At 70.5% G+C, this 23,059-nt stretch carries 21 protein-coding genes; all 21 read right to left on the bottom strand.

Annotated elements, in window-relative coordinates; translation table 11 throughout:
- Positions 1 to 78: 78 nt before the first annotated feature.
- The 21 genes from atpD to lysA all read right to left on the bottom strand — a co-directional run bounded on the left by atpD (position 79) and on the right by lysA (position 23,043).
- On the bottom strand, positions 79 to 1,521 hold the full coding sequence (gene atpD / locus ABZ883_RS25590; RefSeq protein WP_360909871.1) for a F0F1 ATP synthase subunit beta: 1,443 nt from the start codon (positions 1,519 to 1,521) through the stop codon (positions 79 to 81).
- 2 nt (positions 1,522 to 1,523) lie between these two features.
- Positions 1,524 to 2,441, bottom strand: a complete 918-nt coding sequence (locus ABZ883_RS25595; RefSeq protein ID WP_360909873.1) for a F0F1 ATP synthase subunit gamma — start codon at positions 2,439 to 2,441, stop codon at positions 1,524 to 1,526.
- A gap of 2 nt (positions 2,442 to 2,443) precedes the next feature.
- Entirely contained in the window at positions 2,444 to 4,015 is a 1,572-nt protein-coding gene (gene atpA, locus ABZ883_RS25600; RefSeq protein ID WP_360909875.1) for a F0F1 ATP synthase subunit alpha, read from the bottom strand.
- 88 nt (positions 4,016 to 4,103) lie between these two features.
- Entirely contained in the window at positions 4,104 to 4,919 is an 816-nt protein-coding gene (locus ABZ883_RS25605) for a F0F1 ATP synthase subunit delta (RefSeq protein ID WP_360909877.1), read from the bottom strand.
- Positions 4,916 to 5,461, bottom strand: coding sequence for a F0F1 ATP synthase subunit B (locus ABZ883_RS25610; protein ID WP_360909879.1), 546 nt, complete (start codon positions 5,459 to 5,461; stop codon positions 4,916 to 4,918). Before ABZ883_RS25610 ends, ABZ883_RS25605 begins: the two co-directional genes overlap by 4 nt.
- A gap of 43 nt (positions 5,462 to 5,504) precedes the next feature.
- Positions 5,505 to 5,747 (bottom strand): ATP synthase F0 subunit C, encoded by a 243-nt coding sequence (gene atpE, locus ABZ883_RS25615; RefSeq protein WP_018563527.1) that lies wholly within the window; start codon positions 5,745 to 5,747, stop codon positions 5,505 to 5,507.
- Positions 5,748 to 5,825: 78 nt separating this feature from the next.
- Positions 5,826 to 6,656 (bottom strand): F0F1 ATP synthase subunit A, encoded by an 831-nt coding sequence (gene atpB, locus ABZ883_RS25620; RefSeq protein WP_360909958.1) that lies wholly within the window; start codon positions 6,654 to 6,656, stop codon positions 5,826 to 5,828.
- A gap of 210 nt (positions 6,657 to 6,866) precedes the next feature.
- Positions 6,867 to 7,280, bottom strand: a complete 414-nt coding sequence (locus ABZ883_RS25625; RefSeq protein ID WP_360909881.1) for a hypothetical protein — start codon at positions 7,278 to 7,280, stop codon at positions 6,867 to 6,869.
- Between the two features lie 254 nt (positions 7,281 to 7,534).
- On the bottom strand, positions 7,535 to 8,836 hold the full coding sequence (locus tag ABZ883_RS25630; RefSeq protein WP_360909883.1) for an MraY family glycosyltransferase: 1,302 nt from the start codon (positions 8,834 to 8,836) through the stop codon (positions 7,535 to 7,537).
- 117 nt (positions 8,837 to 8,953) lie between these two features.
- Entirely contained in the window at positions 8,954 to 10,255 is a 1,302-nt protein-coding gene (gene glyA, locus ABZ883_RS25635; protein ID WP_360909885.1) for a serine hydroxymethyltransferase, read from the bottom strand.
- Between the two features lie 129 nt (positions 10,256 to 10,384).
- On the bottom strand, positions 10,385 to 11,008 hold the full coding sequence (locus ABZ883_RS25640) for a protein-tyrosine-phosphatase (protein ID WP_360909887.1): 624 nt from the start codon (positions 11,006 to 11,008) through the stop codon (positions 10,385 to 10,387).
- Positions 11,005 to 11,652, bottom strand: a complete 648-nt coding sequence (locus ABZ883_RS25645; RefSeq protein WP_360909889.1) for an L-threonylcarbamoyladenylate synthase — start codon at positions 11,650 to 11,652, stop codon at positions 11,005 to 11,007. The genes ABZ883_RS25640 and ABZ883_RS25645 overlap by 4 nt, the downstream gene beginning before the upstream one ends.
- Before the next feature lie 31 nt (positions 11,653 to 11,683).
- Positions 11,684 to 12,529: a peptide chain release factor N(5)-glutamine methyltransferase gene (prmC, locus tag ABZ883_RS25650; RefSeq protein ID WP_360909891.1), complete on the bottom strand. Its 846-nt coding sequence runs from the start codon at positions 12,527 to 12,529 to the stop codon at positions 11,684 to 11,686.
- Between the two features lie 14 nt (positions 12,530 to 12,543).
- The gene (gene prfA, locus ABZ883_RS25655; protein ID WP_360909893.1) at positions 12,544 to 13,632 is read right to left on the bottom strand and encodes a peptide chain release factor 1; all 1,089 of its coding nucleotides are present in this window, start codon (positions 13,630 to 13,632) and stop codon (positions 12,544 to 12,546) included.
- Positions 13,633 to 13,749: 117 nt separating this feature from the next.
- On the bottom strand, positions 13,750 to 13,974 hold the full coding sequence (rpmE, locus tag ABZ883_RS25660) for a 50S ribosomal protein L31 (protein ID WP_319659968.1): 225 nt from the start codon (positions 13,972 to 13,974) through the stop codon (positions 13,750 to 13,752).
- Positions 13,975 to 14,097: 123 nt separating this feature from the next.
- The gene (locus ABZ883_RS25665; protein WP_360909960.1) at positions 14,098 to 15,225 is read right to left on the bottom strand and encodes an LCP family protein; all 1,128 of its coding nucleotides are present in this window, start codon (positions 15,223 to 15,225) and stop codon (positions 14,098 to 14,100) included.
- Between the two features lie 348 nt (positions 15,226 to 15,573).
- Positions 15,574 to 17,514, bottom strand: coding sequence for a transcription termination factor Rho (gene rho, locus ABZ883_RS25670; protein WP_360909895.1), 1,941 nt, complete (start codon positions 17,512 to 17,514; stop codon positions 15,574 to 15,576).
- A 393-nt stretch (positions 17,515 to 17,907) separates the two neighbouring features.
- The gene (thrB, locus tag ABZ883_RS25675) at positions 17,908 to 18,831 is read right to left on the bottom strand and encodes a homoserine kinase (RefSeq protein WP_360909897.1); all 924 of its coding nucleotides are present in this window, start codon (positions 18,829 to 18,831) and stop codon (positions 17,908 to 17,910) included.
- Positions 18,832 to 19,094: 263 nt separating this feature from the next.
- The gene (gene thrC, locus ABZ883_RS25680) at positions 19,095 to 20,183 is read right to left on the bottom strand and encodes a threonine synthase (protein ID WP_360909899.1); all 1,089 of its coding nucleotides are present in this window, start codon (positions 20,181 to 20,183) and stop codon (positions 19,095 to 19,097) included.
- 7 nt (positions 20,184 to 20,190) lie between these two features.
- A complete protein-coding gene (locus ABZ883_RS25685; RefSeq protein ID WP_360909901.1) occupies positions 20,191 to 21,525 on the bottom strand; it encodes a homoserine dehydrogenase in 1,335 nt (444 codons plus the stop codon).
- A gap of 126 nt (positions 21,526 to 21,651) precedes the next feature.
- Positions 21,652 to 23,043: a diaminopimelate decarboxylase gene (lysA, locus tag ABZ883_RS25690; protein ID WP_360909903.1), complete on the bottom strand. Its 1,392-nt coding sequence runs from the start codon at positions 23,041 to 23,043 to the stop codon at positions 21,652 to 21,654.
- Positions 23,044 to 23,059 lie beyond the last annotated feature (16 nt).

Genomic DNA, 23,059 nt, shown 5'->3' on the forward strand with positions numbered 1-23,059 from the left:
ACAAAGGATAACGGGGGTGCGGCAAGGGGGCGGACACAGGGTCCGCCCCCTGCCACGGTGAGCCGTCGGGCGAAGGCGTCAGCCGACGCCGAGCTCCTTGGCGTTGCGCTCGAGGTCCTCGATGCCACCGCACATGAAGAACGCCTGCTCAGGGAAGTGGTCGTACTTACCGTCGGCGATGGCGTTGAACGCGTGGATCGACTCCTCCAGCGGGACGTCGGAGCCGTCCACACCGGTGAACTGCTTCGCCGCGTGGGTGTTCTGCGACAGGAAGCGCTCGATGCGGCGGGCGCGGTGGACGGTGAGCTTGTCCTCCTCGCCCAGCTCGTCGATACCGAGGATCGCGATGATGTCCTGGAGGTCCTTGTACTTCTGCAGGATCCCCTTGACGCGCATGGCGCACTCGTAGTGGTCCTGCGCGATGTAGCGCGGGTCCAGGATGCGGGACGTCGAGTCCAGCGGGTCCACCGCCGGGTAGATGCCCTTCTCCGAGATCGGACGCGACAGAACGGTCGTCGCGTCCAGGTGCGCGAAGGTCGTCGCCGGCGCCGGGTCGGTCAGGTCGTCCGCGGGGACGTAGATCGCCTGCATCGAGGTGATCGAGTGACCACGGGTCGAGGTGATGCGCTCCTGGAGGAGGCCCATCTCGTCGGCGAGGTTCGGCTGGTAACCCACCGCGGACGGCATGCGGCCGAGCAGCGTGGAGACCTCGGAACCGGCCTGCGTGAAGCGGAAGATGTTGTCGATGAAGAACAGCACGTCCTGCTTCTGCACATCGCGGAAGTACTCCGCCATGGTCAGACCGGCCAGGGCGACGCGCAGACGGGTGCCCGGGGGCTCGTCCATCTGGCCGAAGACCAGCGCGGTCTTGTCGAGAACGCCGGACTCCTCCATCTCCTGGATGAGGTCGTTGCCCTCACGGGTGCGCTCGCCGACGCCGGCGAACACGGAAACGCCCTCGTGCAGCTTCGCCACACGCATGATCATTTCCTGGATGAGGACGGTCTTGCCGACACCGGCGCCACCGAACAGACCGATCTTGCCGCCCTTGACGTACGGGGTCAGCAGGTCGACGACCTTCAGGCCGGTCTCGAACATCTCGGTCTTCGACTCGAGGTCCTCGAACTTCGGGGCCTTGCGGTGGATCGTCCAGCGCTCGCCGACGTTGGCGTTCTCCTCGGGGACGTTCAGCACCTCACCGAGGGTGTTGAACACCTTGCCCTTGGTGAAGTCGCCGACCGGGACGGTGATGCCCGTGCCCGTGTCGGTGACCGCGGCCTGGCGGACCAGGCCGTCGGTGGGCTGCATGGAGATGGCGCGGACCAGGCCGTCACCCAGGTGCTGGGCGACCTCGAGGGTCAGCGTCTTCAGCTTGCCGTTCTCGGCCGGGTCGGCGACCTGGACGGTGAGGGCGTTGTAGATCTCGGGCATGCCGTCGACGGGGAACTCCACGTCGACGACCGGGCCGATGACCCGGGCGACGCGGCCCGTGGCAGCGGCCGTCTCAACAGTGGTGGTCATGTTTAGTCACTCCCCGCAGAGGCGTCGGCCAGGGCGCTGGAGCCACCGACGATCTCGCTGATTTCCTGGGTGATTTCGGCCTGGCGGGCCTGGTTGGCAAGCCGCGTGAGCGTCTTGATGAGCTCCTCGGCGTTGTCGGTCGCGGCCTTCATCGCGCGGCGGCGGGCGGCGTGCTCGGAAGCGGCACCCTGCAGCAGCGCGTTGTAGATCCGGCTCTCGACGTACCGCGGCAGCAGAGCGTCCAGGACGCCTTCCGCCGACGGCTCGAAGTCGTACAGGGGAAGGATCTCCCCCTCCTTGCGGGCCTGGCCGCCGGTGGCCTCGTCGAGGGAGAGCGGCAGCAGCCGCTTCTCGACGGGGGACTGCGTCAGCATCGACACGAACTCCGTGAAGACGATGTGCAGCTCGTCGACGCCGCCCTCGGCCGTGTCCTTGAGGACCTGGTCGATCAGCGGGTCTGCCACGGCCTTGGCGTCCGCGTAGGCCGGCTTGTCGGTGAATCCCGTCCACGAGGCGGTGACGGGACGCTCGCGGAAGCCGTAGTACGCGACGCCCTTGCGGCCGACGATGTAGTGCTCGACCTCCTTGCCCTCCGCGCGCAGCCGCTCGGTGAGCCGGTCGGCCGCCTTGATCGCGTTGGACGAGTAGCCGCCGGCCAGACCGCGGTCGCTCGTCACGAGCAGCACCGCGGCGCGGGTCGGGTTCTCGGTCTCCGTGGTCAGCGGGTGGTTCGTGTTGGAACCGGTCGCGACCGCGGCCACCGCGCGGGTGAGCTCATCGGCGTACGGGGACGAGGCCGCCACCTGGCGCTGGGCCTTGACGATCCGGGACGCGGAGATCATCTCCATCGCCTTCGTGATCTTCTTTGTGGCGGTGACGGTCTTGATGCGGCGCTTGTATACCCGAAGCTGGGCGCCCATGCTCAGCCCTCACCCAGAAGCTTGCCGTCCGAGGTCTCGAACTGCTTCTTGAACTCCGTGACCGCGTCCGTCAGGGCCTCGATGGTGTCGTCGCCCAGCTTGCCGGTCTCGACGATGCCCTGCAGGAGGTCCTTCTTCTCGCGGCGGAGGTAGTCCAGCAGCTCACGCTCGAAGCGGCGGATGTCCTCGACCGGAACGTCGTCCAGCTTGCCGGTGGTGCCGGCCCAGATGGAGACGACCTGGTCCTCGATCGGGAACGGCGCGTACTGGCCCTGCTTCAGCAGCTCGACCATGCGCTTGCCGCGCTCCAGCTGGGCCTTGGAGGCCGCGTCCAGGTCGGAACCGAAGGCGGCGAAGGCCTCCAGCTCGCGGTACTGGGCGAGGTCGACGCGCAGGCGGCCGGCGACCGACTTCATGGCCTTGATCTGCGCCGAGCCACCGACTCGGGAGACCGAGATACCGACGTTCAGCGCCGGGCGCTGGCCCGCGTTGAACAGGTCGGACTCCAGGAAGCACTGGCCGTCTGTGATGGAGATGACGTTGGTCGGGATGAACGCCGAGACGTCGTTGGCCTTGGTCTCGACGATCGGCAGACCGGTCATCGAGCCGGCGCCCATGTCGTCGGAGAGCTTGGCGCAGCGCTCCAGCAGGCGGGAGTGCAGGTAGAAGACGTCACCCGGGTAGGCCTCGCGGCCCGGCGGACGGCGCAGCAGCAGGGAGACGGCACGGTAGGCGTCGGCCTGCTTGCTCAGGTCGTCGAAGACGATGAGGACGTGCTTGCCCTGGTACATCCAGTGCTGGCCGATGGCCGAGCCGGTGTAGGGGGCGAGGTACTTGAAGCCTGCCGGGTCGGACGCCGGAGCCGCGACGATGGTCGTGTACTCCAGGGCGCCGGCCTCCTCCAGCGAGGCGCGCACGCCCGCGATGGTGGAGCCCTTCTGGCCGATGGCGACGTAGATGCAGCGGACCTGCTTCTTCGGGTCGCCGGAACGCCAGTTGTCGCGCTGGTTGATGATCGTGTCGATCGCCAGGGCGGTCTTGCCGGTCTGGCGGTCACCGATGATCAGCTGACGCTGACCGCGGCCGATCGGGGTCATCGCGTCCACGGCCTTGAGGCCGGTCTGCATCGGCTCGTGGACGGACTTGCGGGCCATGACGCCGGGAGCCTGGAGCTCCAGCGCGCGGCGGCCGTCGGTCTCGATCTCGCCGAGGCCGTCGATCGGGGTGCCGAGCGGGTCGACGACGCGACCCAGGTATCCCTCGCCGACAGCGACGGAGAGCACCTCACCGGTGCGGTGCACCGGCTGGCCCTCCTCGATACCGCTGAACTCGCCGAGGACGATCGCACCGATCTCGCGCTCCTCGAGGTTGAGGGCGAGACCGAGGGTGCCGTCCTCGAAGCGCAGCAGCTCGTTCGCCATGGCCGAGGGCAGACCCTCGACCTTGGCAACGCCGTCGCCGGCCATGCTGACCGTGCCGACCTCCTCGCGCGAGGCCGCGTCCGGCTTGTACGCCTGGACAAAGGTCTCCAGCGCGTCCCGGATCTCCTCCGGCCGGATCGTGAGCTCCGCCATCTGGGTTCCCTGCTCTCCTTGTTGGGCCCGAAGTATTCGCTACGGCCCAACTCGGGCCGCTGTACTGCTCTTTGAGTTGGTGGCTGGTTCAGCCGGCCATCCGCCGGGCCGCCTCTTCGAGGCGTTCCGCGATGGTCCCGTTGATGGCCTCGTCGCCCACCCGCACCTGGATTCCGCCGAGGACCTCGGGGTCCACGTCGAGGTTCAGGTGCACCGGCCGGCCGTAGATCGTGGCCAGCGCGGCGCCGAGACGCTGCTTCTGCCGGTCGCTCAGCGGTACCGCCGAGACGACGACCGCGACCGTACGGCCCCGGCGCGCCGCCGCCAGCTTGGACAGGCCGTCGAGCCCTGCCTCCAGGCTACGGCCTCGCGGATGGGTCACAAGACGGACCACAAGCCGCTCGGTGACCGGGTTGGACCGGCCTCCCAGCAGCGAGCGGAGCAGCCCGGCCTTGGCCTGGGCGCCCGCGGCGCGGTCGGTCAGCGCCGCCCGCAGATCAGTGCTGCCGGAGACGATCCGGCCGAAGCGGAACAGCTCGTCCTCGACGTCGTCGAGGTGGCCGGCGCGCTCCGCGGCGATCAGGTCGGCGCCGAAGGAGAGTTCCTCCAGCGCGTCGGTCAGGTCCCGCGACTGCGACCACCGGCTGCGGACCATGCCCGAGAACAGGTCGAGGGCTTCCCCGCCGACCTGACCGCGCAGCACCGTCTGCACCAGGCCCGCCTTGGCCTCACCGGACTGCGCCGGGTCGGTCAGCGCCCGGCGCAGGGTGCCTTCGCGGTCGAGCAGCCCCGTGACGGCGGCCAGGTCCTCGGCGAGCTTCGCCGCGTCGACGGACGTGTTGTCCGCCAGCGCGTCGAGACGCTCGCGTGCGGCGGCCAGTGCCTCGCGGCTCGCTCCGTTCATCGCGCGGCCTCGGCCTTCTCCTCGAGCTCGTCGAGGAAGCGGTCGATCACACGGCTCTGCCGGGTGGTGTCCTCCAGGGACTCACCGACGATCCTGCCCGCCAGATCGGTGGCGATCCTGCCCACGTCCTGGCGCAGCGCGTGCGCGGCGGACTTGCGGTCCGCCTCGATCTGCGCGTGGCCCGCGGCGATGATCTCCTCGCGCTGCCGCTGGCCTTCCGCACGCATCTCGGCGATGAGCGCGGCACCCTGCTCCTGCGCCTCCTGGCGCAGACGCGCGGCCTCGTGACGAGCCTCGGCGAGCGACTGCTTGTACTCCTCGAGGGTCCGCTGAGCCTCGGCCTGGGTGGCCTCGGCCTTCTCCATGCCGCCCTCGATGGCCTCGCGGCGCTCGTCCAGAACCTTGTTGATGTTCGGGATGAGCTTCTTGGCCAGGAAGAAGAAGACGATGGCGAAGGCGATGAGACCGATGACGAGCTCTGGGATCGGCGGGATGAGGGGGTTCTCCGCCTCCTCGGCCGCCAGCTGTACCAGGGCGTTCACATCAGTGCCTTCCGTCGAAAGGGGTTGGGCTCGTCAGCCCGGATCAGGAGGTCGGGTAGACGAACGGCATGACCAGACCGATCAGGGCGAGCGCCTCACAGAAGGCGAAGCCGAGGATCTGGTTGGCGCGGATCAGGCCGGCAGCCTCGGGCTGACGGGCGAGGGCCTGGGTGCCGTTGCCGAAGATGATGCCGATGCCGACGCCGGGGCCGATGGCCGCGAGGCCGTAGCCGATGGAGCCCAGGTTGCCGAGGATCTGGGTGGCGGCGAGGTTCACAGCGGACATGCTGTTTCTTCCTTCTCTTTCACGGACCGGTGGGGGTTGGCCACCGGACAATCGGGGGTGCCGAGCGGTGAGCGGTGCTCAGTGGTGCTCGGCCAGCGCGCCCTGGATGTAGGAGCAGGCCAGGAGGACGAAGACGTAGGCCTGGACGGCCTGGATGAACAGCTCGAAGGCGGTCATCACGATGACCATCACGAACGAGACGCTCGCGTAGGCGATGCCGATGCCGTTGAGCAGGTACCAGCTGGCGATGGTGAACAGCAGCAGCAGGACGTGCCCGGCGAACATGTTGGCGAACAGTCGCACCGCGTGCGTGAACGGTCGGACGATCACGTTGGAGAGGAACTCCAGGCCGACGACCATCGGCAGGACCGGGCCGAGGTTCTTGTCGTAGCCGGTGATGTTCTTCCAGCCACCGACGAAGCCGTGCTTCTTGAACGTCAGCGACATCCAGGTGATGTAGACGATCGCGGCGAGCGCTGCCGGGTAGCTGATGATCGCGGTGACCGGGAACTGGGCGATCGGAATGATCGACCACAGGTTCAGGATCCACACGAAGAAGAACAGCGAGACCATGAACGGCACGTACTTCTCGCCGTCGCGCTTGCCGATCGTCTCGTAGACGATGCCGCGGCGCACGAAGTCGTAGCCGGCCTCGGCCACCATCTGCAGCTTGCCGGGGACGACCTTCGGCTTGGCGAAGGCGGCCCAGAAGAAGCCGACGATGACGATGCTGCCGAGCAGCGCGAGCAGCATCGTCTTGTTGAAGTAGACGCTGCCGTCCCCGTCGCCGATCAACGGCTTGAAGAGGAAGGAGTGCAGGCCGGGGGCCGGGAAGCCGCACCCGTCGAAGATGTGGCAGTTCGTCTCGAAAGCGAGCGTCTTTACATCACTCACCGCGAGCTCCTTCAGCGTGGCGCATGGGTACGGCAACCTCGTTGTGTCGGCGCGGCGTAGGCCCGCGGAACGGCACTGGACTGGTCAAGCAGATGTGGGGGCGGCGGTCGGACATCGAGCCGGACGACTGTGGAGAAGGCATGACTGCCGCCCGCGCCAGCTCTGCCGCAGTTGAGACCGGACGATAGCAAACGAGCGGCAGCCCTCTTGCACCGGCCCCTGGGTTCACGACGACGTTCCGGCGGATCCGGGCTCGACGTACAGCATCTTGGTCTTCATGTGCGCACGGGCCTGGGCGGCGATCCACACCAACGTCGTGCCGAGCAGGGTGAACGCGAACACCTGGGTGTCGAACAGCGATGTGTGCTTGAACACGGCCAGGACGATGGCCAGCAGCAGCAGCTGCACCGTGTAGAGCATCAGGCCCATCGCCTGGAACAGCGTGGGATAGGAACGGGCGGTGCGCTGAAGCACCGTCAGGCCGATTCCCATGAACGTGATCACGACAACCGCGCCGAATCCGGCGCCGATCGCCCCCTTGCCGCCCGAGAGCACAGCTGCGACAGCGACCGCGATCACTCCCGCGGCTACGGCGGGCACGGCGCAATTCAGGAGCGTTCGGGCGTCGTTGGACTGCATGGCGGCAGCTCCTCCGGCGAGGTTGGGGGTACAGGGGTCGTCGTGGACGAGCGTAGCCCGGCGGCGGGGACATGCCTGACGCCGGAAGACCATCGCACTCGGTCTTTCGGCTTGCTTCCGGGCTTTCGTGAACGGTATCACAAACTATTTGATGAGGTCTTTACCCGGTTCGTGTGCGACCTGTCACACGACCGGAGTAACACCCGTGGCGCCCGGCTGACGGCCGGACGCCCGTGTGTTATTGGACCCGCGGATCAGTGACCGCTGCCCGCCGAACGGCCGGCCTCCACCAGCTGCCGGTCGATCTCGCTCAGCGCGGTCGCGCCGTTGACACCCGGCGCCTCCCCCGCGGCGATGGCGGCGCTCGCCGCGGCGTGCGCCTCGATCCGGGTGCGGCGGTAGCGGGGCGGCACGAACGACTCGGCCCAGCGCGGGGCCTTGGGGTTGAAGCGCGGCATGAGCAGCGCGATCAGTCCGATCGCGCTCAGCATGACGATGCCCAGCACGATCCACAGGCTGGAGGAGTTGACCGAGAACGCCACCGCGCCGAAGGCGATGAGCGCCGACCAGAAGTACATGATCAGCACGGCCCGGCTGTGCGAGTGGCCGATGTCCAGCAGCCGGTGGTGCAGATGGCCGCGGTCGGCGGCGAACGGCGACTGGCCGTTCCACGTGCGGCGCACGATGGCGAGCACCAGGTCCGCGGCGGGGATCGCGATCAACGTCAGCGGCAGCAGCAGCGGCATGTAGACCGGCACCATGAAGTGCGTGGTGTCCCGGGTGGATCCGGTGAGGTTGGTGATCGCGTCGGGGTCGGTCTGACCTGTGATGGAGATCGCACCCGAGGCCAGCACCAGGCCGATCAGCATCGAGCCCGAGTCGCCCATGAAGATCCGCGCGGGGTGCAAGTTGTGCGGCAGGAAGCCCAGGCACATGCCGATCAGGATCGCGCTGAACAGCGTCGCGGGCGCCGCGGCCTCGATGCCGTAGCCGTACCAGATCCGGTAGGCGTACATGAAGAACGCGATGGCGGCGATGCACACCATGCCGGACGCGAGGCCGTCCAGGCCGTCCACGAAGTTCACCGCGTTGATGGTGATCACCACCAGGGCGACGGTCAGCAGCGTCGACTGCACCGGGCTGAGCGCCACGATGCCCTTGCCGGGGATGGGCAGCCACAGCACGGTCAGGCCCTGGAGGACCATGACACCGGCCGCGATCATCTGGGCGCCCAGCTTGATCAGCGCGTCCACGCCCCACTTGTCGTCGAGCACGCCCAGCAGCCAGATCAGTCCCGCGCCGGACAGCAGCGCGCGCGGCTCGTTGGAGAGCTCGAAGACGCTCTTGAGGTTGGACAGGTGCGCGGCCACCAGCAGGCCGGCGCACAGACCGCCGAACATGGCGATGCCGCCGAGCCGCGGCGTCGGTTCGCGGTGGACGTCGCGATCACGGATCTCGGGCATGGCACCTGCCGCGATGGCGAACTTCCGCACCGGCCCCGTCAGGAGGTAGGTGACGGCAGCGGCCACGCACAAGGTCAAGAGGTACTCGCGCACGGGCACACCCTATTCGCGTCCGGGTGGCGACTGGAAACACAGTCAGAGACTCACAGCGGGTACCCAGGGTTGCACATGTCACTCCCCGGGTACCCGCGGGGGCCCGCGCGTGCCCGGTCAGACCGGGTACGGGGGGAAGTCGCCCACCAGTTCCGCGACCCGGTTCGCCAGTCCGCGCTCCTCCCGCAGCGCCCGCGCGATCAGGTCCGCGACCTGCGGCATCTGCTGCTCCCCCATGCCCTGTGTGGTCACCGCCGCGGTGCCCAGGCGGATGCCGGACCCGGCGGCGCAGGGCTCCTTGTCGTAGGGGAGCGTGTACTTGTCCAGCACGATCCCCGCGCCGGCGCAGAGCCCGCGGGCGCGCATCCCGGTGACCCCGAAGGCCGACACGTCGGCGGCGATCAGATGGGTGTCGGTGCCGCCGGTGGCGATCCGCATGCCCTGGCCGGCCAGCGCGTCGGCGAGCACGCGGGCGTTGGCGACCACCTGGTGCGCGTACAGCGCGAACTCCGGCCGGGCCGCCTCCGCGAGGGCCGCGGCCTTGGCGGCGATCGCGTGCATGTGCGGGCCGCCCTGCGAGAACGGGAACACCGCCCGGTCGATGCGCTGCGCGAGATCGGCCCCGCACAGGATCAGCCCGCCGCGCGGTCCGCGCAGCGTCTTGTGCGTGGTGGCGCACACCACGTCCGCGTACGGCACCGGGTTGGGCGCGACCCCGCCGGCCACCAGGCCCAGCGTGTGCGCGGCGTCCACGATCAGGTACGCGCCGACGTCGTCGGCGATCTCGCGGAACGCGGCGTAGTCGATCGTGCGGGGGTACGCGATGCCGCCGCACACGATCGCCTTCGGGCGGTGCTGCTGGGCGAGGACGCGCAGCCGGTCGTAGTCGATCAGTCCGCCCTCCTCGAAGGTGGCGCCCTGGGTCACGCCGTACCCGGCGATGCGGAACCAGCGGCCGGAGAAGTTGGACTCCGACCCGTGCGTGAGGTGCCCGCCGTGCGCCAGGGACATCGCCAGGATGGTGTCACCGGGGACCAGGAGGGCCGCGTAGGCGGCCAGGACGGCCGAGGAGCCGGAGTAGGGCTGCACGTTCGCGTGGGCGGCTCCGAAGAGCCGTGTGGCCCTTTCCACGGCCAGCCGCTCCGCGAGGTCGACCAGCTCGCAGCCCGCGTGGTGGCGGTGGCCCGGGTAGCCCTCGGCGTACTTGTTGGACAGCGGCGACCCGAGGGCGGCCAGCACCGCGGGCGAGGTGAAGTTCTCCCCCGCGATCAGCTGGAGGCAGGAGGCCTGCCGCTGGGTCTCCCCGAGCAGGATGTCCGCCAGCTCGGGGTCCTGCTCGCGCAGCCGGCCGAAGCCGGGGTCCCCGGCCGGGAGCGCGGTGGTGGTTATGTGGGCTGACGACGCTTCCGCGGTAGGCATGGGGCGCTCCGGGGCGGCTGGAAGGGACTCACCTGCCACTCTTGCACCGTTCCGGCCGTTTCGCGCCGTCTTGTGCTCCGCCGGTGGACGCCGGGCCGCGACCCTGTGCGGAAACCTTCCGGCAGGACCTCACCGGGTGGGCGCCGCCACCCCCGTCAGCGCGGTCAGCACCGGGTCCAGCGCCCCGTGGATCTCCTCGCCGATGGAGCGGAAGAAGGTCAGCGGCGCCCCGTACGGGTCGTACACCTCGTCCGCGTCCGGAGTCGGCGCCAGGAGCCAGCCGCGCAGCGCCGCCGCGGCACGCACCAGCGAGCGGGCGCGCTCGGTCACGCTGCCCTCCGGCAGCGTCGTGGGGTCTATCGCCCGCACCAGCCGGGTGAACTCCTTGAGCGTGAACGTCCGCAGCCCCGCCGCGTGCCCCATCGAGATCACCTGCGCGCGGTGGTCGCGGGTCGCGGTGAGCACCAGGTCCGCGTCGATGACGTGGTCGTCGAGCAGTTCACGGCCGAGGAAGCCGCTCGGGTCGGCGGCGTACTCGGCCAGCACCGTGGCCGCGTGCGCCTCCATCGGCGCCCCCTCGTGGCCCCAGGTGCCCGCGCTCTCCACGATGATGCCGGAGGCCCCGCCGCCGAGCCGCTGGGTCAGCTCGTGGCGGGTCAGCCGCTCGGCCATCGGCGAGCGGCAGACGTTGCCGGTGCAGACGTGAAGGATGCGGAAGTAGTCATCGCGCTGCCCGGGTATGGGCGGCGTCAATTGCCTACCTCCAGGTCGGGTACGACCTCGCGCAGCTGCTCGGCGCTGAGGGCCCCGGCCCGCAGCAGTACCGGCACCTTGCCGGTGACGTCGACGATGGAGGAGGGCACGGCCGCGGGCGTGGGCCCGCCGTCGAGGTAGATGGCCACGGAGTCGCCGAGCATCTCCTGGGCGGCGTCGCAGTCCTGCGGCGAGGGGTGTCCCGTGAGGTTGGCGCTGGAGACGGCCATCGGGCCGGTCGTGTTCAGCAGCTCGATCGCGACGGGGTGCAGCGGCATGCGCACGGCCACGGTGCCGCGGGTGTCCCCCAGGTCCCACTGCAGGGACGGCTGGTGGCGGGTGACCAGGGTCAGCGCGCCGGGCCAGAAGGCGTCGACGAGGTCCCAGGCCTGCTCGGTGAAGTCCGTGACCAGGCCGTGCAGGGTGTTCGGGGAGCCGACGAGAACGGGCGAGGGCATGTTGCGGCCCCGGCCCTTGGCCTCCAGCAGGTCGCCGACGGCCTCGGCGTTGAAGGCGTCCGCGCCGATGCCGTAGACGGTGTCCGTGGGCAGCACCACGAGCTCGCCGCGGCGAACGGCGGACGCGGCCTCGCGCAGTCCGGCCACCCGGTCCGTCGCGTCCGAGCAGTCGTAACGCCGTGCCATCAGCAGACCTCCATGACGTGCGGCGCCGTGCTCACGGCGTCGCCTTGCGGGCAGTGGTGAACCTGGGGCGGTTGTTCAGGTCGGGGTGGTCGGCGGCGTCGGCCCAGCCGGCCTCCTCCGTGAAGATCCAGGGCACCTGGCCGCCCTGGGTGTCGGCGTGCTCGATGACGACCACGCCGCCGGGCCGCAGCAGCCGGTGCGCGGTGCGCTCGATGCCGCGGATGGTGTCGAGGCCGTCCTCGCCGGAGAACAGCGCCATCTCCGGGTCGTGGTCACGGGCCTCGGGCGCCACGTGCTCCCACTCGGTGAGCGGGATGTACGGCGGGTTGGAGATCACCAGGTCCACCTGGCCGTTGAGGTCGGGGAAGGCCGCGAGGGCGTCCCCCTGGCGCAGGTCGACCTTGCTGCCCTGGACGTTCTTGCGGGCCCACACCAGTGCCTCGTCGGACAGTTCCACGGCGTGCACCCGGCTGCGCGGCACCTCCTGCGCCAGAGCGAGCGCGATGGCGCCGGACCCGGTGCACAGGTCGACGATGCGCGGCTCGGCGACGTCCATGGCGCGCACCGCGTCTATGGCCCACCCCACCACGGACTCCGTCTCCGGGCGCGGCACGAAAACGCCCGGCCCCACCTGGAGTTCCAGGTAGCGGAAGAACGCCCGGCCGGTGATGTGCTGCAGCGGCTCGCGGGCCTCGCGGCGGGCGACGGCCTCCCAGTAGCGCGCGTCGAAGTCCGCGTCGGCGACGGTGTGCAGGGCGCCGCGCTTGACGCCGTGCACGTACGACGCCAGTTCCTCGGCGTCGAAGCGCGGCGAGGGCACGCCGGCGTCGGCCAGCCGCTGGGTCGCCTGCGCGACCTCGGCGAGCAGCAGGTTCACTTGTCGCCTCCGGTTCAGCTTCCGTCGCCCGCGGCGGCCAGCTTGGCAGCCGAATCGGCGTCGACGCACGCCTGGATGACCGCGTCGAGTTCACCGTCGAGGACCTGGTCCAAGTTGTACGCCTTGAACCCGACGCGGTGGTCCGAGATGCGGTTCTCGGGGAAGTTGTAGGTGCGGATGCGCTCGCTGCGGTCGACCGTGCGCACCTGGCTGCGGCGGGCGTCGGACGCCTCGCGCTCGGCCTCCTCCTGGGCGGCGGCCAGCAGCCGGGAACGCAGGATGCGCATCGCCTGCTCCTTGTTCTGGAGCTGGCTCTTCTCGTTCTGGCAGGAGACGACGATGCCGGTCGGCAGGTGCGTGATGCGCACCGCGGAGTCGGTGGTGTTGACCGACTGGCCGCCGGGGCCGGAGGAGCGGTAGACGTCGATCCGCAGGTCGTTGGGGCCGATCTCGACCTCGACCTCCTCGGCCTCCGGGGTGACCAGCACACCGGCGGCGGAGGTGTGGATGCGGCCCTGCGACTCGGTCGCGGGCACGCGCTGCACGCGGTGCACACCGCCCTCGTACTTCAGCCGGGCCCAGACGCCCTGGCCGGGCTCGGTGGCGCCGCCCCCGCCCTTGGTCTTCACCGCGACCTGGACGTCCTTGTACCCGCCGAGGTCGGACTCGTTGGAGTCGATGATCTCGGTCTTCCAGCCCACGCGCTCGGCGTAGCGCAGGTACATCCGCAGCAGGTCGCCGGCGAACAGCGCGGACTCCTCGCCGCCCTCGCCCGCCTTGACCTCCAGGATCACGTCCTTGTCGTCGCTGGGGTCGCGCGGCACGAGCAGCAGGCGCAGCCGTTCGGTCTGCTCCTCGCGCTGCTTCTCCAGCTCCTTGACCTCGGCGGCGAAGTCCGGGTCGTCGGCGCTGAGTTCACGGGCCGTGTCGATGTCCTCGCCGGTCTGCTTCCAGCCCCGGTACGTGCCGACGATCGGGGTCAGCTCGGCGTAGCGCTTGTTGAGCCTGCGCGCGTTGGCCTGGTCCGCGAAGACTCCGGGGTCGGCAAGCTTCTTCTCGAGGTCGGCGTACTCGCCGATCAGTTCCTCGACCGCCTCGAACATCAGGATCCCTGCTTCTTGCGAATGGGTGAACGCCGGTGAACCAGCCTGTGGACGACAAAGCGCCGGTCCGGCCGCCGGAGGATATCCGGGCGGCCGTGGACCGGCGCTTTCGGGTCGCTACTTCTTGGCGGACCCGGCCGCCTTGCCGAAGCGGGCCTCGAAGCGGGCCACGCGGCCACCGGTGTCGAGGATCTTCTGCTTGCCCGTGTAGAACGGGTGGCACGCGGAGCAGACGTCGGCGCGGATGACGCCGCCGCCGACGGTGCTACGCGTAGTGAACGAGTTGCCGCAGGTGCAGCTGACCTGGGTCTCGACGTACTCCGGGTGGATGTCGCGCTTCAAGGGGAACTCCTAGTGTTCGGGAGGGTCCCGGGTCGTGGCACGGGCTTGCGTCACGTGAACCGGGGCCGACGTACCAGTCTGCCAGCACTGGCCGCATCTGCCCAAACCGGGGACGGCCCGGAACTATTCCCGGCCGTCGTCCCGGGCCTGCGGGGTGCTCCTGACGACACCGCCGGTGTCCACCTCGTCGGCGGCCGATCCCTTGGTCGCCGAGCGCGGGATCGGGCGGTCGGCTCGCAGGGCGGCCCAGATCTGCCGGGTCTGCGCGGTCAGCGGCACGACCCGGTTGGGGTCGGCCGGGTCGTAGCGCACCGGCATGGTGACCATGGAGATGTGCCTTGAGCTCAGGTCCTTCAGGCTCTCCCCCAGGCCGACCAGCTTCTTGACCGAGGCCAGTTCGGAGTCGGTGGTGATGGCGCCGGTGGCGGTACTGGCGATCTTGTACAGCCTGGTCGGCGAGCCCAGCACCCCGATCTTGTCGACCCGGTCGACCAGCGCCTTCAGGAAGGCCTGCTGGAGCCTTATCCGGCCGAGGTCGCTGCCGTCGCCGACTCCGTGCCGGGTCCTGACCAGGCCGAGGGCCTGCTTGCCGTCCAGGTGGTGGGTGCCGGCCGGCAGGTGCAGATGGCTCTCGTTGTCGCTGATCGCGCGGCTGGTGGTGACACTCACCCCGCCGAGGGCGTCGATGAGCCGCTGGAAGCCGGTGAAGTCGACCTCCATGTAGTGGTCCATGCGGATGCCGGTCATCGTCTCGACGGTCTTGACCGTGCAGGCCGGGCCGCCGATCGCGTACGCCTCGTTGAACATCTCGTTCGCCACGGCGGGCGCGGTGCCGCCGCCCGGCTTGGCGCACGACGGCCGGTCGACGAGGGTGTCGCGGGGGATGCTGACCACGGCGGCCTTGCGGTGGCCCGGGTAGACATGGACGATCATCGCGGTGTCCGAACGGGCCGTCCCGTCGTCCTGGCCGCCGCCGGCCTCGGCGTTCGCGCCGGACCGCGAGTCGGAGCCCAGGACGAGGATGTCCATCGAGCCGTTGTCGACGTCGCGGGGCCGGTCACGCCCCAGCAGGGCGTTGATGTCGATGCCGCGGATGTTCCCGTTGAGCTTCAGGTACAGGCAGCCTACGGCCGCCGTGGCCAGCAGCAGGACGGTCGCCACGCCCCAGGCCGTGTAGCGCAGCGCGCGCCCGCGGGCGCTCCTGCGCCGCCGCGATGACGTCCGTCGTCCGTGGTCCGCCTCGTGGCCCATGAGCTCCTCGGTTCTCGTCGGCTCGTCGTGGCTTCGGGTGCCCCCCGTGGTCGTGGTCATCGGTCATGGGACGAAATGTCCCCCCTTGGGAGACGTCCGGGGACGGCTCGGGGTTCCTGGCGATCGTGCACCCAGCCATGACAGCGGGTCCCGGTACGCCCTGTCGCAGGACGCGCCGGGACCCGTGGTCCCAGAGCCACACGGTCGGCCCTCACCCGGCGCCCGCGCCGGTCCCCGGAGGTCACCCGGATGCCGCGGGCGCGCGAGGGGGTTCCGCCGCCGCGTATGCGAAAAGGGGCGGGTCCCGGCACTCAAGTGCCGGGACCCGCCCCGTGGTTCGCCCGGACGTCAGTCGTTGTTCGTGCCCGGGGTCGTCTTCGCGATCTGCATCAGGAACTCGGCGTTGGACTTGGTCTGCTTCATCTTGTCCAGCAGCAGCTCGATCGCCTGCTGCGAGTCGAGCGCGTGCAGCACCCGGCGCAGCTTCCAGACGATGCTCAGCTCGTCGGGGGCGAGCAGGATCTCCTCCTTGCGGGTACCGGACGGGTCGACGTCGACCGCCGGGAAGATCCGCTTGTCGGCGAGCTTCCGGTCGAGCTTGAGCTCCATGTTGCCGGTGCCCTTGAACTCCTCGAAGATCACCTCGTCCATGCGCGAGCCGGTCTCGACCAGCGCGGTGGCCAGGATGGTCAGCGAGCCGCCGTCCTCGATGTTGCGCGCCGCGCCGAAGAAGCGCTTCGGCGGGTACAGCGCGGTCGAGTCGACACCACCGGACAGGATGCGGCCGGAGGCGGGCGCCGCGAGGTTGTACGCGCGGCCCAGACGGGTGATGGAGTCCAGCAGGACCACCACGTCGTGACCGAGCTCCACCAGGCGCTTGGCCCGCTCGATGGCGAGCTCGGCGACCGTGGTGTGGTCCTCGGCCGGGCGGTCGAAGGTCGAGGAGATGACCTCGCCCTTCACCGACCGCTGCATGTCGGTGACCTCTTCCGGACGCTCGTCGACGAGGACGACCATCAGGTGGCACTCGGGGTTGTTGCGGGTGATCGCGTTGGCGATCGCCTGCATGATCATGGTCTTGCCGGTCTTCGGCGGGGCCACGATCAGACCGCGCTGGCCCTTGCCGATCGGCGCGACGAGGTCGATGATCCGGGTCGTCAGCACGCCCGGGTCGGTCTCCAGGCGGAGCCGGTCCTGCGGGTACAGCGGCGTCAGCTTGTTGAACTCCGGCCGCCCGCGCCCGGAGTCGGGGGCCATGCCGTTGGTCGAGTCCAGGCGTACCAGCGCGTTGAACTTCTCGCGGCGCTCGCCGTCCTTCGGCTGCCGGACGGCGCCGGTGACGTGGTCGCCCTTGCGCAGGCCGTTCTTGCGGACCTGGGCCAGCGAGACGTACACGTCGTTCGGGCCGGGCAGGTAGCCGGAGGTCCGGATGAACGCGTAATTGTCGAGGATGTCCAGGATGCCCGCGACGGGGATCAGGACGTCGTCGTCGGCGACCTGCGGCTCGCTCGCGAAGTCCTCGCGGCGGTTGCCGCCGCGCCCGCGGCGGTCGCGGTAACGGCCCCGGCGCCGGCGGCCGCTGCCGTCGAACTCGTCGTCGTCCTGCGCGCCGCCGCCCTGCGGGCCGCCGCCCTGCTGCTGGTGCTGCTGCCCCTGCTGGCCGCCACCGCCCTGCTGACGCTGCTGCTGGCCGCCGCCGTCCTCGCCGCCCTTGCGGCGGTCGCGCTGACGGTCGCGCTGGCGGTCGCGACGGCTCTCGCGGCGGTCCTCGCCGCCCTTGGCGTCGCCCCCGGTACGGCCCTCGGCCGTGTCGGCCGCGGCCTCGGCACGCGCCTCGCCCCGGCCCTCCGCGGACTGCTCCGCCCTGGCCGCGGGAGCGGTCTTCTCGCCGGCCGGCTGGCCGGGGATCTCGATCTGCTTCGGCTGCTCGGTGCCCGTGGCGGCCGGGGCCTCACCGGATTCACCCGTACGGGTGCGGGAGGTGGTGCGGCGCTTCGGCTTGTCGGCGGCGGGCTCGGCGCCCTCGCCGGCAGTGGCCTTGGGGCCGCCGGACTGCGCGGCCTTGATGGTCTCGATGAGCTGGCTCTTGCGCATCCGCGCGGTGCCCTTGATGCCCAGACCGGAGGCGAGCTGCTGCAGCTCGGCGAGAACCATGCCCTCCAGACCGGTCCCCGCGCGGCGACGCCGCGCGGCGGGGGCAGTGGCAGCACCGGTGGCAGGCGCGGCAGCATCGGACGCGGCGACAGGGCTGTCTGCGCGTACGCCCATCAGATCGGTGGTGTCGCTCACGAAGGGTCCTTCCCTGGAGCGGACGTCGGCCTGTCTGGCTCGGCGACCGGTTGTGCTGTCCGGATCCGGTCCATATGACTGTCCGGATTCGGGGCGGTGGTCCGCCTGATGGCGGAGAAATAATGGAACGAGTCAAAACACAGTTCCGGCGAGGTGAGAGTTCACTCTCGGGTGAAATGTCACCCGCGCCGACTCCGGAGCGTGCTCGGCACTGCTCAGGCAGGCTGCCTATGCGGTGTGGGAGGCTCCCGGAAGAATGGCGGTCCCGATGCGGGACACAGAGCACCCGGACAACAGGAACAGTGGTTGAGTACCTGAGTCCGCGAGTGCAGCAATGAGATTAACACTACCCGATCCACCAAACATTCCCCCTCTCTTCGACCGGCAATCGTGTCACTGCCCCACAGCGAGTGGCAGCACACTCGCCCCCGCCGCGTCGAGGGTCAGGCGATGGGCCGCCCACCCCTCCCCCGCGAGCAGGGAGACCTTGTCGGCGGTGTCCTCCGCCGTCAGCGCGAGCACCGTCGGTCCCGCACCGGAGATGACAGCAGGGACGCTCTCCGCGCGCAGAAGGTTCACCAGCGCCACGCTCTCGGGCATCGCCGGCGTCCGGTACTCCTGGTGCAGCCGGTCCTCGGTGGCGGGCAGCAGCAGCTCGGGGCGCCTGGTCAGGGCCTCGACGAGCAGTGCGGCGCGTCCCGCGTTGGCCGCGGCGTCCACGTGCGGAACGGTGCGCGGCAGCAGCCCCCGCGCGGTCTCGGTCAGCACCGGCCGCGACGGCACGAAGACCACCGGAACGACCGACTCCACGGGGTCCATCCGGACCGCGTGCGCGGAGCCGCCCTCCGTCCAGGCGAGGGTGAAGCCGCCGAGCAGACAGGCGGCGACATTGTCGGGGTGGCCCTCGATCTCGTTGGCCAGCTCCAGTACGGCGGCGTCGTCGAGCCGTTCCTGGCCGCCTATCGTCACCGCGCGGGCGGCCATGATGCCGGCGCAGATGGCGGCGGAGGAGGAGCCGAGGCCGCGGCCGTGCGGGATGCGGTTGGCGCAGACGACCTCCAGGCCGCGCGGCTGGCCGCCCAGCAGGTCGAAGGCGGTGCGCAGGGACCGTACGACCAGGTGGTTCTCGTCGCGGGAGAGCGTCTGCGCGCCCTCGCCGGCGATGTCGACGTGCAGACCGGAGTCGGCCACCCGGACCACGACGTCGTCGTAGAGCCCGAGGGCCAGGCCGAAGGCGTCGAAGCCCGGTCCGAGGTTGGCGCTGGTCGCGGGGACGCGCACTCGGACGGCGGCGGCGCGGAAGGCGGGTCCGGCCATCGTTCGATGACTCTCCTTGCTTCAAGTGCGTTCCGCCCCGCGGCACGAGGGCATCGTTGCCGTACGGGGGCGGGGACTTGGGGGACCGTACCAGGACCGTCCCCTGCTCGGGGACGATGCCATTGGCATGGGCCGGAACGGCGTGCAGTGGCGCCGGTGTGAAGCCAGCCTATCGAAGGAAGGTTCTGCCGCGACATAGGGCGCACGGACAGCGCGTGATGCGTGTCGCGAGCGGGACCGTGCGCCCCTGCTGCCGGAGCGGGTCAGAGCAGCCCGAGCCGGTCGGCGGCCGCGTCGGCGTCGACCGGGACGACGATCGGCTGCGGCGCGCCCTCCACCGCCCAGCCCGGGTCCTTCAGGCCGTTGCCGGTGACGGTGCAGACGATGCGCTGGCCCGGGTCGACCCCGCCCTCCTCGGCCGCCTTGAGCAGTCCCGCGACGCTCGCGGCGGAGGCCGGCTCCACGAAGACGCCCTCCTGCGCGGCCAACAGCCGGTACGCGGACAGGATTTGACGGTCCGTCACCGAGTCGATGAGGCCGCCGGATTCGTCCCGCGCCTCCTCGGCGTACCGCCAGGACGCCGGGTTGCCGATCCGGATCGCGGTGGCGATCGTCTGCGGCTTCAGGACCGGGTGGCCCAGCACGATCGGCGCCGCGCCCAGCGCCTGGAAACCCCACATCCGCGGGTTGCGGGTGGAGATCCCGTCCCGGGAGTACTCGCGGTACCCCTTCCAATAGGCTGTGATGTTGCCCGCGTTGCCCACCGGCAGCACATGGATGTCGGGGGCGTCGCCGAGCGCGTCGACGATCTCGAACGCGGCGGTCTTCTGGCCCTCGATGCGCACCGGGTTCACCGAATTCACCAGCGCCACCGGGTACTTGTCGGACAGTCCGCGCGCGAGGTCGAGGCAGTCGTCGAAGTTGCCGTCCACCTGGAGGATGCGCGCGCCGTGCACCAGCGCCTGTCCCATCTTGCCCAGCGCGATCTTGCCCTGCGGCACCAGCACCGCACACACCATGCCGGCGCGCACCGCGTACGCGGCCGCCGACGCGGAGGTGTTGCCCGTGGAGGCGCAGATGACCGCCTGCGCGCCCTCCTCCTTGGCCTTGGAGATGGCCATCGTCATGCCGCGGTCCTTGAACGAACCGGTGGGGTTGGCACCCTCGACCTTCAGGTACACCTCGCAGCCCGTGCGCTCCGACAGCACCTGGGCGGGCACCAGCGGTGTGCCGCCCTCCAGCAGGGTGACCACCGGGGTCCGCGCGCTGACCGGCAGGCGCTCCCGGTACTCCTCGATGAGGCCGCGCCACTGGTGGGTGGCGGGGCCGCGGACGGCCGAGACTGCGTTCATCGCTGGATCACTCCCCTTCGACGCGCATGATGCTGGCGACGCCCCGTACGGTGTCGAGTTTGCGCAGGGCCTCGACGGTGGCCGCGAGCGCGGCGTCCGGTGCGCGATGGGTGACGACGACGAGGGACGCCTCACCGCCGTCGACGGCGAGACGTCCGCCGTCGTCGGTGCCGGCCTGCTCCCTGCCCTGCTGGCGGACGGTGTCGATGGACACCTGGTGCTCGGCGAACACCGTGGCCACCTGGGCCAGGACACCCGGCTTGTCGGCCACGTCCAGGCTGATGTGATAGCGCGTGACCACGTCGTCCATCGGGCGCACGGTCAGCCGCGCGTACGCCGACTCCCCCGGGCCCGTGGTGTTCGCCAGCTTGTTGCGGCAGGTGGCCACCAGGTCGCCCAGCACCGCCGACGCCGTCGGCGAACCGCCCGCGCCGGGACCGTAGAACATCAGCCGGCCGGCGGCCGCGGCCTCCACGAAGACCGCGTTGTAGGCACCGCGCACGTTCGCCAGCGGGTGGGTCAGCGGGATCATCGCCGGATGCACGCGGGCCGTCACCGAACTGCCGTCGGCGCTGCGCTCGCAGATCGCCAGCAGCTTGACCGTGCAGCCCATCTCCTTGGCCGAGGCGATGTCGCCCGCGGTGACCTCGGTGATGCCCTCGCGGTGCACGTCGCCGATGGTCACCCGGGTGTGGAAGGCGATGCCCGCCAGGATCGCGGCCTTGGCGGCCGCGTCGAAGCCCTCGACGTCGGCGGTCGGGTCGGCCTCGGCGTACCCCAGCGCGGTGGCCTCGTCCAGCGCCTCCGAGTAGCCCGCGCCCGTGGAGTCCATCTTGTCGAGGATGAAGTTGGTCGTGCCGTTGACGATGCCCAGCACCCGGTCGACCCGGTCCCCGGCCAGCGACTCGCGCAGCGGGCGGATCAGCGGGATGGCACCGGCGACCGCGGCCTCGTAGTAGAGGTCGACGCCCGCCTCGACGGCCGCGGCGTGCAGCGCCGTGCCGTCCGCGGCCAGCAGCGCCTTGTTCGCGGAGACCACGCTCGCGCCGTGCTCGAAGGCCGTGGTGATCAGCGAGCGGGCGGGCTCGATGCCGCCGATGACCTCGATGACCACGTCGATGTCCCCGCGTTTGACCAGGGCGGTCGCGTCCGTGGTCAGCAGCCCCGGGGCCACCCCCGCGCGCACCCGGTTCGGACGGCGCACCGCGATGCCCGCGAGCTCCACCGGCGCCCCGATGCGCGCGGCGAGGTCGTCCGCGTGCGTCGTCATGATGCGCGCCACCTCGGAGCCGACCACTCCACAGCCCAGCAGCGCCACCTTCAGCGGACGCGTACGCATCATCCGACCTCGCTTCGCGTTTTCGGCTCTTTCGAGCTCTTTGGACGGTCCCAGTCTCACGCACCGGACGGGAGATTCCACGCCGTGTCCGGATCGCGAGACCAGGCCCTTTCTGTACGGGACTCCACGTCAGCCGACGTCGAGACGGAGCAGGTCCTCCTCCGTCTCGCGCCGGACGATCACCCGGGCCGCGCCGTCCCCGACCGCCACCACCGGCGGCCGCAGCGCGTGGTTGTAGTTGCTCGCCATCGAGCGGCAGTACGCCCCGGTCGCGGGCACCGCCAGCAGGTCGCCGGGGGCCAGGTCGGCGGGGAGGAAGGCGTCCCGTACGACGATGTCGCCGGACTCGCAGTGCTTGCCGACGACCCGCGTCAGCATCGGCGCGGCCTCGCTGCTGCGCGACACCAGGGCGACGCTGTACTCGGCGTCGTACAGCGCCGTGCGGATGTTGTCCGACATGCCGCCGTCCACGCTGACGTATGTGCGCAGCCCCTCCAGCGGCTTGATCGTTCCCACCTCGTAGAGGGTGAACGCGGTCGGACCGACGATCGCCCGGCCCGGCTCCACCGACAGCCGCGGCGCGGCCAGCTCCGCCGCCCGGCACTCGCGGGCGACGATCTCGCCCAGCGACTTGGCGATCTCGTACGGCTCGCGCGGGTCGTCGTCCGCGGTGTACGCGATGCCGAGGCCGCCGCCGAGGTCGATCTCGGGCAGCTCCACACCGTGCTCGTCGCGGATCTGCTTCAGCAGCCCGATCACGCGGTGCGCGGCCACCTCGAAGCCTGATGTGTCGAAGATCTGCGAGCCGATGTGGGAGTGGATGCCGACCAGTTCCAGCGACTCCAGGCGCAGCACGCGGCGCACCGCCTCGGCGGCGTCGCCGCCGGTGAGGGAGAAGCCGAACTTCTGGTCCTCGTGGGCGGTGGCGATGAACTCGTGGGTGTGCGCCTCCACGCCGACCGTGACGCGGATCTGCACCGGCTGCCGCCGGCCCAGGCGCTGCGCGGCGTCCGCGACCCGGACGATCTCCTGGAACGAGTCCAGCACGATGCGCCCCACCCCGGCCTCGACGGCCTGGTGGATCTCCTCGCCGCTCTTGTTGTTGCCGTGCAGCGCGATGCGCTCGGCGGGCATGCCGGCCGACAGGGCCACCGCCAGTTCGCCGCCGGAGCAGACGTCGAGGTTCAGGCCCTCCTCGTGCAGCCAGCGCACCACCGCGCGGGACAGGAAGGCCTTGCCGGCGTAGAAGACGTCGGCGCCGTCGCCGAAGGCCTCGCGCCAGGCGCGGCAGCGGGCCCGGAAGTCGGACTCGTCCAGGATGTAGGCGGGGGTGCCGAACTCCTCGGCCAGTTGCCGGACGTCCAGCCCGCCCACGGTGGTGACGCCGTCGGCGTCACGGGTGACGGTACGGGCCCACACGCGCGGGTCGAGGGCGTTGAGGTCGGCGGGCGGCGCGGCGTAGTGGCCCTCGGGGAGGACATCGGCGTAGCGGGGGCCTGCGGGGTGTGCGGATCGGCTCATCGTCGGGTGCTCTCTG

This window comes from Streptomyces sp. NPDC046977 (genome assembly GCF_040644455.1).
Taxonomy (GTDB): domain Bacteria; phylum Actinomycetota; class Actinomycetes; order Streptomycetales; family Streptomycetaceae; genus Actinacidiphila.

Excerpts from the sequence above, each read along its gene's own strand:
- thrB (WP_360909897.1), bottom strand. The coding sequence starts at position 18,831 with ATGGCCGGACCCGCCTTCCGCGCCGCCGCCGTCCGAGTGCGCGTCCCC.
- prfA (WP_360909893.1), bottom strand. The coding sequence starts at position 13,632 with ATGTTCGAGGCGGTCGAGGAACTGATCGGCGAGTACGCCGACCTCGAG.
- ABZ883_RS25605 (WP_360909877.1), bottom strand. The coding sequence starts at position 4,919 with ATGAACGGAGCGAGCCGCGAGGCACTGGCCGCCGCACGCGAGCGTCTC.
- thrC (WP_360909899.1), bottom strand. The coding sequence starts at position 20,183 with ATGAACGCAGTCTCGGCCGTCCGCGGCCCCGCCACCCACCAGTGGCGC.
- ABZ883_RS25685 (WP_360909901.1), bottom strand. The coding sequence starts at position 21,525 with ATGATGCGTACGCGTCCGCTGAAGGTGGCGCTGCTGGGCTGTGGAGTG.
- atpE (WP_018563527.1), bottom strand. The coding sequence starts at position 5,747 with ATGTCCGCTGTGAACCTCGCCGCCACCCAGATCCTCGGCAACCTGGGC.
- atpA (WP_360909875.1), bottom strand. The coding sequence starts at position 4,015 with ATGGCGGAGCTCACGATCCGGCCGGAGGAGATCCGGGACGCGCTGGAG.
- lysA (WP_360909903.1), bottom strand. The coding sequence starts at position 23,043 with ATGAGCCGATCCGCACACCCCGCAGGCCCCCGCTACGCCGATGTCCTC.
- ABZ883_RS25595 (WP_360909873.1), bottom strand. The coding sequence starts at position 2,441 with ATGGGCGCCCAGCTTCGGGTATACAAGCGCCGCATCAAGACCGTCACC.
- atpD (WP_360909871.1), bottom strand. The coding sequence starts at position 1,521 with ATGACCACCACTGTTGAGACGGCCGCTGCCACGGGCCGCGTCGCCCGG.
- glyA (WP_360909885.1), bottom strand. The coding sequence starts at position 10,255 with ATGCCTACCGCGGAAGCGTCGTCAGCCCACATAACCACCACCGCGCTC.
- ABZ883_RS25645 (WP_360909889.1), bottom strand. The coding sequence starts at position 11,652 with ATGGCACGGCGTTACGACTGCTCGGACGCGACGGACCGGGTGGCCGGA.
- ABZ883_RS25665 (WP_360909960.1), bottom strand. The coding sequence starts at position 15,225 with ATGGGCCACGAGGCGGACCACGGACGACGGACGTCATCGCGGCGGCGC.
- ABZ883_RS25625 (WP_360909881.1), bottom strand. The coding sequence starts at position 7,280 with ATGCAGTCCAACGACGCCCGAACGCTCCTGAATTGCGCCGTGCCCGCC.